This is a genomic window from Streptomyces sp. Ru62, from assembly GCF_002920615.1.
In the GTDB taxonomy this organism is placed as follows: domain Bacteria; phylum Actinomycetota; class Actinomycetes; order Streptomycetales; family Streptomycetaceae; genus Streptomyces.
The window spans coordinates 22,864-36,227 of record NZ_PQSU01000025.1; the positions used below are offsets into that span (position 1 = coordinate 22,864).

The 13,364-nt window shown below is 70.9% G+C and carries 13 protein-coding genes; 8 read left to right on the forward strand and 5 right to left on the reverse strand.

What is annotated here, in order from left to right; all coding sequences use genetic code 11:
• Positions 1 to 28: 28 nt before the first annotated feature.
• Complete coding sequence (locus C3492_RS30050; protein ID WP_103815787.1) at positions 29 to 1,045, reverse strand: 4-hydroxy-3-methylbut-2-enyl diphosphate reductase; 1,017 nt, start codon at positions 1,043 to 1,045, stop codon at positions 29 to 31.
• 65 nt (positions 1,046 to 1,110) lie between these two features.
• On the opposite strand from C3492_RS30050, the gene C3492_RS30055 reads away from it, so the two are divergent.
• The 4 genes from C3492_RS30055 (at position 1,111) to C3492_RS30070 (ending at position 4,758) form a co-directional block, all read left to right on the forward strand.
• A complete protein-coding gene (locus C3492_RS30055; protein ID WP_103815788.1) occupies positions 1,111 to 2,478 on the forward strand; it encodes an APC family permease in 1,368 nt (455 codons plus the stop codon).
• 121 nt (positions 2,479 to 2,599) lie between these two features.
• Positions 2,600 to 3,808, forward strand: coding sequence for an exodeoxyribonuclease VII large subunit (xseA, locus tag C3492_RS30060; protein ID WP_103815891.1), 1,209 nt, complete (start codon positions 2,600 to 2,602; stop codon positions 3,806 to 3,808).
• Positions 3,805 to 4,035: an exodeoxyribonuclease VII small subunit gene (locus tag C3492_RS30065; RefSeq protein ID WP_103815789.1), complete on the forward strand. Its 231-nt coding sequence runs from the start codon at positions 3,805 to 3,807 to the stop codon at positions 4,033 to 4,035. Before xseA ends, C3492_RS30065 begins: the two co-directional genes overlap by 4 nt.
• Before the next feature lie 132 nt (positions 4,036 to 4,167).
• Positions 4,168 to 4,758: a malonic semialdehyde reductase gene (locus C3492_RS30070; protein ID WP_103815790.1), complete on the forward strand. Its 591-nt coding sequence runs from the start codon at positions 4,168 to 4,170 to the stop codon at positions 4,756 to 4,758.
• A 114-nt stretch (positions 4,759 to 4,872) separates the two neighbouring features.
• Here the strand turns inward: C3492_RS30070 and C3492_RS30075 are convergent, their stop codons facing one another.
• A complete protein-coding gene (locus C3492_RS30075) occupies positions 4,873 to 5,400 on the reverse strand; it encodes a DUF4245 domain-containing protein (protein ID WP_103815791.1) in 528 nt (175 codons plus the stop codon).
• 127 nt (positions 5,401 to 5,527) lie between these two features.
• Here C3492_RS30075 and glpX point away from each other — a divergent pair, with 127 nt between their 5' ends.
• Entirely contained in the window at positions 5,528 to 6,562 is a 1,035-nt protein-coding gene (gene glpX / locus C3492_RS30080) for a class II fructose-bisphosphatase (protein WP_103815792.1), read from the forward strand.
• Between the two features lie 130 nt (positions 6,563 to 6,692).
• Here the strand turns inward: glpX and C3492_RS30085 are convergent, their stop codons facing one another.
• Both C3492_RS30085 and C3492_RS30090 read right to left on the reverse strand, forming a co-directional pair.
• The gene (locus tag C3492_RS30085; RefSeq protein ID WP_103815793.1) at positions 6,693 to 7,067 is read right to left on the reverse strand and encodes a WhiB family transcriptional regulator; all 375 of its coding nucleotides are present in this window, start codon (positions 7,065 to 7,067) and stop codon (positions 6,693 to 6,695) included.
• Positions 7,068 to 7,192: 125 nt separating this feature from the next.
• Entirely contained in the window at positions 7,193 to 7,882 is a 690-nt protein-coding gene (locus tag C3492_RS30090) for a DUF1707 domain-containing protein (protein WP_103815794.1), read from the reverse strand.
• A 144-nt stretch (positions 7,883 to 8,026) separates the two neighbouring features.
• Here C3492_RS30090 and C3492_RS30095 point away from each other — a divergent pair, with 144 nt between their 5' ends.
• Complete coding sequence (locus C3492_RS30095) at positions 8,027 to 9,721, forward strand: fumarate hydratase (RefSeq protein ID WP_103815795.1); 1,695 nt, start codon at positions 8,027 to 8,029, stop codon at positions 9,719 to 9,721.
• Positions 9,722 to 9,819: 98 nt separating this feature from the next.
• Here C3492_RS30095 and C3492_RS30100 read toward each other — a convergent pair whose 3' ends face one another.
• Positions 9,820 to 10,665, reverse strand: coding sequence for a DUF5707 domain-containing protein (locus C3492_RS30100; RefSeq protein WP_103815796.1), 846 nt, complete (start codon positions 10,663 to 10,665; stop codon positions 9,820 to 9,822).
• Positions 10,666 to 10,937: 272 nt separating this feature from the next.
• On the opposite strand from C3492_RS30100, the gene C3492_RS30105 reads away from it, so the two are divergent.
• Entirely contained in the window at positions 10,938 to 12,344 is a 1,407-nt protein-coding gene (locus C3492_RS30105) for an aspartate ammonia-lyase (protein ID WP_103815797.1), read from the forward strand.
• 84 nt (positions 12,345 to 12,428) lie between these two features.
• Positions 12,429 to 13,118, forward strand: coding sequence for a DUF402 domain-containing protein (locus C3492_RS30110; protein WP_181140625.1), 690 nt, complete (start codon positions 12,429 to 12,431; stop codon positions 13,116 to 13,118).
• The last annotated feature ends 246 nt before the right edge of the window (positions 13,119 to 13,364 follow it).

Sequence of the window (13,364 nt, forward strand, 5' to 3'; positions counted from 1 at the left end):
GCACCACGTTACGACGGACCACCGACGGTCACGCCACGGAGGTGCCGCTCCCGCCGCGCTCGGCGACCAGCGCCGCCGCCTCCTCGCGCAGGTCGCGGCGGAGTTCCTTGGGCAGCGAGAAGGTGATCGACTCCTCGGCGGCCTTGACGATCTCCACGTCTCCGTAACCGCGCTCGGCGAGCCACTGGAGGACCTGCTCGACGAGCACGTCGGGCACGGAGGCGCCGGAGGTGACGCCGACGGTCGTCACGCCCTCCAGCCAGGCTTCGTCGATCTCGTCCGCGAAGTCCACCAGGTAGGCCTCGCGGGCGCCGGCGAGCTTGGCGACCTCGACCAGCCGCTTGGAGTTGGAGGAGTTGCGCGAGCCGACGACGATGACCAGCTCGGCCTCGGCGCCCATCTGCTTCACGGCGAGCTGCCGGTTCTGGGTGGCGTAGCAGATGTCGTCGCTGGGCGGGGAGACGAGACCGGGGAACTTCGTCTTCAGGGCGTCGACGGTCTCCATGGTCTCGTCCACGGAGAGGGTGGTCTGGGAGAGCCAGACGACCTTGGACGGGTCGCGGACCTCGACCTTGGCGACGTCCTCGGGGCCGTCGACGAGCTGGATGTGGTCGGGGGCCTCGCCGGAGGTGCCGATGACCTCCTCGTGGCCCTCGTGGCCGATCAGGAGGATGTCGTAGTCCTCCTTGGCGTACCGGACGGCTTCCTTGTGGACCTTGGTGACCAGGGGGCAGGTGGCGTCGATGGTGGCGAGCCGGCCCTGGCGGGCCTCCTCGTGCACGACGGGGGCGACGCCGTGCGCGGAGAACATGACGATGTTGCCGGGCGGCACCTCCTCCGTCCGCTCGACGAAGATCGCGCCCTTCTTCTCCAGGGTCTGCACGACGTACTTGTTGTGGACGATCTCGTGCCGGACGTAGATCGGGGCCCCGTACTGTTCCAGGGCCTTCTCGACGGCGATCACGGCGCGGTCCACGCCGGCGCAGTAGCCCCGGGGGGCGGCGAGCAGGACACGGCGGCCAGAGGAAGCGGTCATGGGTCCCATCGTAAGGCCGGGTCCGGGGGCGCCGGGATCGCGTGCCGACGGCCGCGCGGGGAAGACTTGGGCGTATGTCCGACACCGGAACGACAACCTCCACCGCCGACGCGCACCAGCGGTTGCGGCGCAGCCTCGGCCTGAGGGACCTCGTGGTCTACGGGCTGCTGTTCATCGCGCCGATGGCACCGGTCGGGGTGTTCGGCACGCTCGACGCCAAGTCGCACGGCGCGGTGGCGCTGGTGTACGTGGTGGCCACGGTCGCCATGGCGTTCACCGCTTTCAGCTACGCGCAGATGGTGCGGGTCGTACCGCAGGCCGGGTCGGTCTTCGCCTACGCGCGCGCGGGACTCGGGAACGGCGTCGGGTTCGTCGCGGGCTGGATGGCGATGCTCGACTACGTGCTCATCCCGGCGGTGGCCTACCTCTTCTCCGGCATCGCGATGAACGCGCTGGTCCCCGAGGTGTCCCGGTGGGTGTGGACGGCGCTGGCCGTGGTCGTCACCACGCTCCTCAACCTGTGGGGCGTACGGGCCGCCGCGCGCGTGGGCTTCCTCGTGCTGGTTCTGGAGATCGTGGTCCTGCTGGTGTTCGTGGTGTCGGCGGTCGTGGTGCTGGCACGGGACGGGGCGCAGCGGGGGGTGCTGTCGCCGCTGTCCGGGGACGGCTCGCAGGGCGCGTTCGCGCTGTCGGCGGTGATCGGCGCGGTGTCCGTGGCGGTCCTGTCCTACCTGGGGTTCGACGCGATCGCCACGTTCGCCGAGGAGGTCACCGGGGGCTCGGCGAAGGTGGCGCGGGCGCTGCTGTTCTGCCTGGCGCTGGCCGGGGTGCTGTTCGTGGCGCAGACGTACCTGGTCGCGCTGCTGGAGCCGACGACCTCAGCGCAGCTCGCGGACGACCCCGGGAGGCAGGGTTCGGCCTTCTACGACGCGGTGGACTCCGCCGTCGGGACGTGGCTGCACGATCTGGTGGCCGCGAGCAAGGCGATCGGGGCGGCGTTCGCGGCGCTGGCCGGGCAGGCGGCGGCCGGGCGGCTGCTGTTCGCTATGGGCCGCGAGCGGAGGCTGCCGCGGGCCCTGTCCCGGACGGACGGCGGGGTGCCGCGGGTGGCCCTGCTGTGCGCGGCGGTGATCACGCTGGTCGCGGCCGGGTGGGCGGCGCGACGGGACGACGGCCTGGACAAGCTGGTGTCGGTGGTGGACATCGGGGCGCTGTCCGCGTTCACGCTGCTGCACGCGAGCGTGGTGGGGTATTTCGTGGTGCGGCACGGACCGTGGAGCTGGTGGCGGCACGTGCTGATCCCGGTGCTCGGCGCGGCGATCACGGTGGCGGTCATCGTGGAGGCGGCGGGGGTCGCACAGGTGGTGGGCGCGGTGTGGCTGGTGACCGGCTTGCTGGTACTGGCGGGCCAGCGGGGCCGGCGGGAACCGTCGACGAGCTGACCGGCGCCCCCGAGGGCGCGGGGAACCGCGCGATCAGCCGGGACGGTGCCGCGGACGGAAACGGTCCGCGGCCCTACGGCGCGTAGCCGGACTGTCGGTGGTGACCACTACGCTCGACGCCATGGCTGTGAACACGTCTCCCGAGACCCCGCTCCCCGTGGGCGAGGTCTCCCGGCTGATCGGCGGCTGGATCGACCGGCTCGGCGCGGTGTGGGTCGAGGGGCAGATCACGCAGTTGTCCCGCCGCCCCGGCGCCGGCGTCGTGTTCCTGACGCTGCGCGACCCGTCGTACGACATCTCCGTGAGCGTCACCTGCTACCGCCAGGTCTTCGACGCGGTCGCGGACGTCGTCGGCGAGGGCGCCCGTGTCGTCGTCCTGGCGAAGCCCGAGTGGTACGCCCCCCGCGGCCAGCTGTCCCTGCGCGCCGCCGAGATGAGACCGGTCGGCGTCGGCGAGCTGCTGGCCCGGCTGGAGCAGCTGAAGAAGGCCCTCGCCGCCGAGGGCCTGTTCGCGCCGGAGCGGAAGAAGCCGCTGCCGTTCCTGCCGCAGCTCATCGGGCTGGTGTGCGGCCGGGCCTCCGCCGCGGAGCGGGACGTGCTGGAGAACGCCCGGCACCGCTGGCCCGCCGTCCGGTTCGAGGTGCGCAACGTCCCGGTGCAGGGGGTGCACGCGGTGCCGCAGGTCGTGCAGGCGGTGAAGGAGCTCGACGCCATCGACGAGGTGGACGTGATCATCGTCGCGCGCGGTGGCGGCAGCGTGGAGGACCTGCTGCCCTTCTCCGACGAACAGCTGGTGCGGGCCGTGGCCGAGTGCCGTACGCCCGTGGTGTCCGCGATCGGGCACGAGCCGGACAATCCGCTGCTGGACCACGTCGCCGACCTGCGGGCCTCCACGCCGACCGACGCGGCGAAGAAGGTCGTGCCGGACGTCGGCGAGGAGCTGGAGCGGGTGCGGATGCTGCGGGACCGGGCGCGGCGCTGCGTGCACGCGTATGTGGAGCGGGAGGAGCGGGGGCTGGCGCATGCGCTGGCGCGGCCCTCGATAGAGGATCCGCACCGGATGATCGACGAGCGGGCCGACCATGTGGCCGCGCTCCTCGACCGGGGGCGGCGGACCCTGGGGCATCTGCTGGACCGGGCGGAATCCGAGCTGACGCACACGCACGCGCGCGTGGTGGCCCTCTCCCCCGCGGCGACGCTCCAGCGCGGTTACGCGGTGCTGCAACGGGCGGACGGGCACGTGGTGCGCGATCCGGCCGAGGTGACGGCGGGCGAGGCGCTGCGCGCCCGTGTCGCCGAGGGTGATTTCACAGTGAAGGTGAGCGAATGACGAGCAAGGTGGACGAGGCGCTGTCGTACGAGCAGGCGCGCGACGAGCTGATCGAGGTCGTACGGCGGCTGGAGGCGGGCGGTACGTCGCTGGAGGAGTCGCTGGCGCTGTGGGAGCGCGGCGAGGAGCTGGCCAAGGTGTGCCGGCGCTGGCTGGAGGGCGCCCGGGCCCGGCTGGACGCGGCGCTGGCCGAGGAGGAAGGGGAGGCGGAGGAGGACGGCGAGTAGGGGCCGGCGCGGGTTGTGAAGCGAGTCACCACACCCTCGATTTAGTTGAAGCTTAAACCTCACCTGTCGTAGGGTCGGTGACGTCAGCCGGTCCGGCACCCCGGGCCGGACGCGCCCCTGAGGAAATTCACCATGTCTCTCGTTCTTGACCCCGCCGCCCAGGACCTGCTGTTCCGCGAGGCCCGTACCGCGAACACCTTCACCGGCGAGCCGGTGACCGAGGAGCAGGTGCAGGCGATCTACGACCTGGTCAAGTACGGCCCCACCGCCTTCAACCAGACCCCGCTGCGCATCACCCTGGTCCGCTCGGCCGAGGCCCGCGAGCGCCTGGTGAAGCACATGGCCGAGGGCAACCAGGCCAAGACCGCCACCGCCCCGCTGGTCGCGATCCTCTCCGCGGACAACGAGTTCCACGAGGAGCTGCCGGCCCTGTTCCCGGCCTTCCCGCAGGCCAAGGACGTCTTCTTCGCCGAGCGCGCGGCCCGTGAGGGCTCCGCCACGCTGAACGCCGCGCTCCAGGCCGCCTACTTCATCGTCGGTGTCCGCGCCGCCGGCCTCGCCGCCGGCCCGATGACCGGCTTCGACCACGAGGGCGTCCGCAAGGAGTTCCTGGACGACGACCACACCCCGCTGATGGTCGTCAACATCGGCAAGCCGGGCCCCGACGCCTGGTACCCGCGCTCCCCGCGCCTGGCCTACGAGGACGTCGTCACGACCGTCTGAGCCACGCGGGCCCGACAAGAGCCCCGCTGCGCACGCGAAGAGGCCCCCAGCACCGCCGGGGGCCTCTTTCGCGTGTCCTCGTGTGCGCGGGGAGTATGCGCGGGGACCGGACGGTCACTCCGTCTTCAGGGCCGCCGCCATCGTCCTCAGCTCCTCGGCGGAGCCGGTGCCGGCCACCACCGTCGTGGAGCCGGGCGTGTCCTTGAGCACCAGGGCGTCGTACCGGCCGCCGCTGTAGCGGGTCCAGGTACGGCCGTCGATCTCCTCGGTCCGCTCGGTCGCCGACGCGCCCTGGCTGGCCTGGTCGATGAAGTCGGCGGGCTTCTGCGTGGACTGCTCGACCTGGACGTACTGGCCGTCCGGGGTCTGGAAGCCCAGGTGCCAGCGGTCGGACTTCTCGCCCTGGAAGCGTACGGAGGTCGCCTTCCAGGTACTCGGCAGGCCCTCGGGCGCGGCCACCGGGTAGCTCGCCGCCCGGCGGGCCGTGACCAGTTCGACCCGGTAGTCGACCCGCTTGAGTTCGGGAGCGTGATCGTCGTGCGGGATGGCGATGAAGTAGACGACCAATCCCACGATGCTGATCACGACCAGGGAGAGAATCATGTCCCGGGCCGTCTTCTGCCTGCCGTTCGAACCTGCCACGCCCTCTATCGTCGCAGGTGCCGCGAGCGCTCATCCGTGGGGTCCCCTGCTCATTTTGTCTGCCTAACGATAGAGTCGGGTCGAAGACCCTCACCCGGCCGTCGTCGTATCAGAAAGGTGCGCTCCGATGACCGAAAGCCACCACCTGCCGTCCGAGCTGGACGTCCCCTCCGAGGCTCCCGACCGCAACCTCGCCCTGGAACTCGTCCGGGTGACCGAAGCCGCCGCGATGGCAGCGGGCCGCTGGGTCGGGCGCGGTGACAAGAACGGCGCCGACGGTGCCGCGGTGCGCGCCATGCGGACCCTGGTCTCCACCGTGTCGATGAACGGCGTGGTCGTCATCGGCGAGGGCGAGAAGGACGAGGCCCCGATGCTCTTCAACGGGGAGCACGTGGGCGACGGCACCGGTCCCGAGGTCGACATCGCCGTCGACCCGATCGACGGCACCACGCTGACGGCCAAGGGCATGCCGAACGCGATCGCCGTCCTCGCCGCCGCCGAGCGCGGCGCGATGTTCGACCCGTCCGCCGTGTTCTACATGGACAAGCTGGTCACCGGCCCCGACGCGGCGGACTTCGTCGACATCAACGCGCCCGTGGCGGTGAACATCCGGCGGATCGCCAAGGCCAAGCGCTCCTCGCCGGAGGACGTGACCGTCGTCATCCTGGACCGGCCGCGGCACGAGGGCCTGATCCGCGAGGTCCGGGACGCCGGCGCGCGCATCAAGCTCATCTCCGACGGCGACGTGGCCGGCTCGGTGTACGCGCTGCGCGAGGGCACCGGCGTCGACCTGCTGCTCGGCATCGGCGGCACCCCGGAGGGCATCATCTCGGCCTGTGCCGTGAAGTGCCTGGGCGGGACCATCCAGGGCAAGCTGTGGCCGAAGGACGACGAGGAGCGGCAGCGGGCGATCGACGCGGGGCACGATCTGGACCGGGTGCTCACGACGGACGACCTGGTGTCCGGGGAGAACGTGTTCTTCGTCGCCACCGGGATCACCGACGGGGAGTTGCTGCGGGGGGTCCGGTACCGGTCGGAGACCGCGCTGACCGAGTCGATCGTGATGCGGTCGAAGTCGGGGACGGTGCGGAGGATCTTCTCCGAGCACCGGCTGAGCAAGCTGCGGGCCTACAGCGCGATCGACTTCGACCGGGCCAAGTAAGGGCGCCTGCTCGCGGGGGGCGCGTGGAGCGCCGACGGCTGCGGGTCGTCCGTGGTCGCTCGCGCAGTTCCCCGCGCCCCTGGTGGGGAAGCGCCCTCGGTGCGGAGAGGGCGCCCCTCACCCACGTGTTTCAGCCCGCCATACGGTCGGCCGCTGCCCGCGCCGTCTTCTTCAGTTCCAGTTCCCTGCGGCGGCGCCTCGCCAGGACCACCCGGCGTTCGGCCGCCGTGAGGCCGCCCCAGACGCCGTAGGGCTCGGGCTGGAGGAGTGCGTGTTCGCGGCACTCGACCATGACCGGGCAGCGGGAGCAGACCCGCTTGGCCGCCTCTTCACGGGACAGCCGGGCGGCGGTCGGTTCCTTCGACGGGGCGAAGAACAGGCCGGCCTCGTCGCGCCGGCACACCGCCTCGGTGTGCCAGGGGGCGTCTTGGTCCCTGTCCCGCGTCGGCACCCGCTGGGCCGGGACGGCAGCGACCTGCAGGGACGAATGCGGCGGTTGCAGCACGGTCTACTCCTGACGACGGCTTCGCGAGCGAGAGACGATGCAGCAAGGCCTACCCGCTGTGCGCGCGCCTATGCACAGCGTCCCCGTCCGCGGGCGCGCGCTGCGGCCGTACACGCCCCCCGGGGTCAGTGCCCCAGGTGTTTGCGCAGCTTGCGGTCCACCTTGTCCTGGACGCGTTCGAGGATGTCCGCCACGCGCTTGCCCCGCTTGGGCCGCGCCTCGACGTTGCCGAGGACGGCCCAGCCGTCGACGTAGACCACCGGCGCGTCGGAGTCGACCGAGTCCAGCGGGCTCACCTCGAAGTTGCCGAGCACGCCACCGCCGGTGCCGCGCAGCGAGATGTTCTCCGGGACGCGGATCTGGACGTCGCCGAAGACGGAGACCGCCTTGATGACCACCTGTTGGTACTCGAAGATCGCCTCGCTGAGGTCGATCTCGACGCTGCCGAAGACCGCGTACGCGTGCAGCCGGCGCCCGGCCCGCCAGCGGCCCCGGCGCATGGCGCTGCTGAACACCGCCACCACGTTCGCGTCGGCCTCCGCCGGGATCGCGCCCGGGGTGGGCCGGGGCGGCACCGGCGTGTAGGCGGGGGCGGTGGGGCGCTGGTGGGCGGCGGGCAGGTCCCGGATGAAGACCTCCAGCTCACCCACCGTCTTGGCGTGCAGCACCCCGCCCACGCGCTCGGCGTGCTCGTCGGCGGTCAGCCGGCCCTCGGCCAGGGCCTCGCGGAGGATGTCGGCGACCCGGTCGCGATCGGCGTCGGAGGCGCGCAGATCGGTGGCGGGTGTGGGTGCGGTCTGCTTCTGAAGGTCCACGACGGCAGCGTACCCAAACACGATAGATCGCGACACCCCTGACTGAGCCCTACCTCACAGGTTCGCCGTCGGCGGCAGGTTCTACCCTGGACAGGCTCGCCAGCGTCGGCGGGCGCCGTCCGTCAGAGTGAGGAATGGGCTGAGATGCCGCGCACTTCCCCCCCGCCCCGCCCAGCGTTCGCGTACACCGATCTGCTCCCCCAGGGAGAGGACACCACCCCGTACCGTTTGGTGACCGCCGAGGGCGTCTCCACGGTCGAGGGGCCCGACGGGCGGACGTTCCTCAAGGTGGAGCCGGAGGCGCTGCGCAAGCTGGCCGAGGAGGCCATCCACGACATCCAGCACTACCTGCGCCCGGCCCACCTCGCCCAGCTGCGCCGGATCATCGACGATCCGGAGGCGTCGGCCAACGACAAGTTCGTCGCGCTGGACCTGCTGAAGAACGCGAACATCGCGGCGGCCGGCGTGCTGCCCATGTGCCAGGACACCGGCACCGCGATCGTCATGGGCAAGCGCGGCCAGAACGTGCTGACGGCCGGCGAGGACGAGAAGCACCTGTCCCACGGCATCCACGACGCCTACACCAAGCTGAACCTGCGCTACTCGCAGATGGCTCCGCTCACCATGTGGGAGGAGAAGAACACCGGCTCCAACCTGCCGGCCCAGATCGAGCTGTACGCCACCGACGGCGGCGCCTACAAGTTCCTGTTCATGGCGAAGGGCGGCGGCAGCGCCAACAAGTCCTTCCTGTACCAGGAGACCAAGGCCGTCCTGAACGAGTCCTCCATGATGAAGTTCCTGGAGGAGAAGATCCGCTCGCTGGGTACGGCCGCCTGCCCGCCGTACCACCTGGCGATCGTCGTCGGCGGCACCAGCGCCGAGTACGCGCTGAAGACCGCGAAGTACGCCTCCGCCCACTACCTGGACAACCTGCCCGCCGAGGGCTCGCCGCTCGGCCACGGCTTCCGGGACAAGGAGCTGGAGGAGAAGGTCTTCGAGCTGACCCAGAAGATCGGCATCGGCGCGCAGTTCGGCGGCAAGTACTTCTGCCACGACGTCCGCGTGGTCCGCCTGCCCCGGCACGGCGCGTCCTGCCCGGTCGCCATCGCCGTCTCCTGCTCCGCCGACCGCCAGGCGGTCGCGAAGATCACCGCCGAGGGCGTCTTCCTGGAGCAGCTGGAGACCGACCCGGCGCGCTTCCTGCCGGACACCACGGACGAGCACCTCGACGAGTCCTCCGACGTGGTGAGGATCGACCTCAACCAGCCGATGGACACGATCCTCGCCGAGCTGACCAAGTACCCGGTGAAGACCCGCCTGTCGCTGACCGGCCCGCTGGTCGTGGCCCGCGACATCGCGCACGCCAAGATCAAGGAGCGGCTGGACGCGGGCGAGGAGATGCCGCAGTACCTGAAGGACCACCCGGTGTACTACGCCGGCCCGGCGAAGACGCCCGAGGGCTACGCCTCCGGTTCCTTCGGCCCGACCACGGCCGGCCGCATGGACTCCTACGTGGAGCAGTTCCAGGCGGCGGGCGGCTCGAAGGTGATGCTCGCCAAGGGCAACCGCAGCAAGCAGGTCACCGACGCGTGCGCCGCCCACGGCGGTTTCTACCTCGGCTCCATCGGCGGCCCGGCCGCCCGTCTCGCCCAGGACTGCATCAAGAAGGTGGAGGTCCTGGAGTACGAGGAGCTGGGCATGGAGGCGGTCTGGAAGATCGAGGTCGAGGACTTCCCGGCGTTCATCGTGGTGGACGACAAGGGGAACGACTTCTTCACCGACCCGGCCCCGCAGCCGACGTTCACGTCGATCCCGGTACGGGGGCCGGGCCTGGCCTGAGACTGAGGCGCGACGAGGCCTGAACCCGCGTGAAGGGGGCCCCGGATCTCTCCGGGGCCCCCTTCACGTCAACGTGGGTCGGCTGGTGTGTACCTGCGTCAGCGGACGTCGACGTAGTCGTAGGCGTCCGCGACGGACGAGGTGCTGTTGCCCGCGTAGTGGAAGCGCCAGGTGCCGTCCGCGGAGGCGGTCACGGTGGTCTTCAGGTAGCCGCTGGACGAGCTGGTGATCGTCTTGACGGTGCTGTAGGTGCTGCTGCCGGCCTTCTTGAACTGCAGCTGGACGGACTGGCTCCCGTAGCCGTAGTACTTCCCGTAGCTCCAGCTCGCACGCTTCAGAGTGCCGGTGACCGTGATGGCCTTGCCCTTCGCGACGGGCTCCGGACCGGCGTTGAAGCCACTGAAGCTGGCGGCCCGCTTCACCCAGTGGTTCTTGTAGACGTCCTTCTCGACGTAGTCGGCGTCATTGCCGACCGCCCAGGCGGCGACGTTCCACTTGCCGTTCAGGGCGCTGTCGTACAGGTCGTCCGACGTGGCGGTGATGGTGATCTTGCAGGTGGCGGACGTGGCGCTCCAGTTGTCGCAGGTGGCGTCCGCGTCCGTGTAGAGCAGCCCGTCCACGTCGGGGTTGTCCGGGTCGAGGCTGGTGCCGTGCCACAGGTAGGCGCCGGCGGAGTAGATGCCGGACGGGTCGGTGGCGGTCACGTAGATGTTGAAGGACTTCTGACCGGTACCGACGACGACGTCCTTGTTGCCGTTGACGGTGACCTTGGTGATCGTGGTGTCACCCACGGTCTCGTCCGCCGGCGCCTTGGCCGAGAAGGGCGCCATCTTCGCGGCGGTACCCGCCGGGTCGTCCGCCGCCTGCGCCGCCGGGGCGACTAGCGCGGTGAGCGCCACGGCTCCGGAGATGGTCGCGGCGGTCAGACTGGCACGAATGCGCATATACGTTCCCCATATAGAGAGCCACGGCAGTGGTGGGGGCACTGCCGGGCCGCGAGAGTCCAAGGAGTCTGTTGACTCGCCCGTGAAGACTCGCGGCCACCGGGAACGGTTGTACGGATGAAGAGAAGTTTTTGAACAAGCCATGACCGTGGTGTGAACCGCGCGCGTCGGGCACACGGTGGCCGGCGCGTCGCCCCCGCCCACGCCCGAGCGCCGCGTCACACCGGGAACATCACGCCGCCGCGCGATGCTGTCCACCAAGGAGGTGTCCTATGACAGACGGTCAGACAGAAGGCCGGCAGTACCGCACCGAGCACGACTCCATGGGCGAGGTCCGCGTCCCGGCCCACGCCAAGTGGCGGGCCCAGACCCAGCGTGCCGTGGAGAACTTCCCGGTCTCCGGACAGCGCATCGAGCGGGCGCACATCGAGGCGCTGGCCCGCATCAAGGCGGCGGCGGCGAAGGTGAACGCCGAGCTGGGCGTGCTGGACAAGGAGGTCGCGGAGGCGATCCAGGACGCGGCCGGCGAGGTCGCCGCGGGGAAGTGGGACGAGCACTTCCCGGTGGACGTGTTCCAGACGGGCTCGGGCACCTCGTCCAACATGAACACCAACGAGGTCATCGCGACGCTGGCGACCGAGCGGCTCGGCCGGGACGTGCACCCCAACGACCACGTGAACGCCTCGCAGTCGTCCAACGACGTCTTCCCGTCGTCCATCCACATCGCGGCCACCGCGGCCGTCACCCATGACCTGATCCCGGCCCTGGAGCACCTCGCCGCCTCCCTGGAGCGCAAGTCCGAGGAGTTCGCGGACGTGGTGAAGTCGGGGCGCACGCACCTGATGGACGCCACGCCGGTGACGCTCGGGCAGGAGTTCGGCGGGTACGCGGCCCAGGTGCGGTACGGCGTCGAGCGGCTCAGGGCCTCCCTCCCGCGCCTCGCCGAGCTACCGCTGGGCGGCACGGCCGTCGGCACCGGCATCAACACCCCGCCCGGCTTCTCCGCCGCCGTCATCGAGGAGGTCGCCCGGGCGACCGGGCTGCCGCTGACCGAGGCCCGCGACCACTTCGAGGCGCAGGGCGCCCGGGACGGCATCGTGGAGACCAGCGGACAGCTGCGGACCATCGCGGTCGGCCTGACGAAGATCGCCAACGATCTGCGCTGGATGTCCTCCGGACCGCGCACCGGCCTCGCCGAGATCCGGCTGCCCGATCTCCAGCCCGGCTCCTCGATCATGCCGGGCAAGGTCAACCCGGTGGTTCCGGAGGCCGTGCTGATGGTCGCCGCGCAGGTCGTCGGGAACGACGCCACCATCGCCACCGCGGGCGCCGCCGGCAACTTCGAACTGAACGTCATGCTCCCGGTCATCGCCAAGAACGTCCTGGAGTCGGTCCGGCTGCTCGCCAACGTCTCGCGGCTGCTGGCCGACCGGACCGTCGACGGCATCACCGCCGACCGCGAACGCGCCCGCGAGTACGCCGAGTCGTCCCCGTCGGTGGTGACCCCACTGAACAAGTACATCGGGTACGAGGAGGCCGCGAAGGTCGCCAAGAAGTCCCTCGCCGAGCGCAAGACGATCCGCCAAGTCGTCCTGGAGAGCGGGTACGTGGAGCGCGGCGACCTGACACTCGACCAGCTCGACGAGGCGCTGGACGTCCTGCGGATGACGCGCCCGTAACCGGAAGCGAACCATTCGGGCCACCGGGGCACCGCCGTGACCCGCGCCGCAGCGTCGTGTGCCCCTGGCACCTAATATCTGTGCATGACGGACGACGGAGCGATGACACGAGTGGCGGCGGGACCGGCGACCTACTGGACCCCGGGGACGCACATCCTGTGGCGCTACCGGGCGAACGGCGGCGAGCGGTACCACATCGCCCGGCCGGTCACCGTCGTACGCGACGACGCGGACCTGCTGGCGGTGTGGCTGGCCCCCGGCACCGAGTGCGTGAAGCCGGTCCTGGCCGACGGCACGCCCGTGCACCTGGAGCCGCTGGAGTCCCGGTACACCAAGCCGCGCACGGTCCAGCGGGACCGCTGGTTCGGCACGGGCGTGCTGAAGCTGGCCCAGCCCGGCCGGCCCTGGTCGGTGTGGCTGTTCTGGGAGCCGGGCTGGCAGTTCAAGAACTGGTACGTGAACCTGGAGGAGCCGCTGGCCCGGTGGGCGGGCGGGGTGGACTCCGAGGACCATTTCCTGGACATCTCCGTGCACCCGGACAGGAGTTGGCACTGGCGCGACGAGGACGAGTTCGCGCAGGCCCAGCGGGACGGGCTGATGGACGCGGCGACCGCCGAGCAGGTGCGGGCCGCCGGCCGGGAGGCGGTGGAGGTGATCCGCGCGTGGGGGACGCCGTTCGGCGACGGCTGGCCGCGCTGGCGTCCGGACCCGTCCTGGACGGTACCTTCCCTCCCCGAGGACTGGGACCGCGCACCCGCGCGCGTATCCTCATGAGACCCTTGATGCGCCCCCAGGCAAGAAACGTAGGATCGTCCTCCGCAAGGGCGTAGAAGAGCAACTTCCGGGGCATGCGCCGGGCTTGACCGATCGTCACCGAGGGGCGGCAGGACGTGAGCGAGGGGTACCAGGGCACCACCACGAAGGCGTGCGGCGACCGGGCCGCCGGCCGCGCGGAACTCGCCACCGGCACAGCGGCCGTCTGCGACCCGGCGGGAATTCCGTTCCTGGGGCACGTATTGC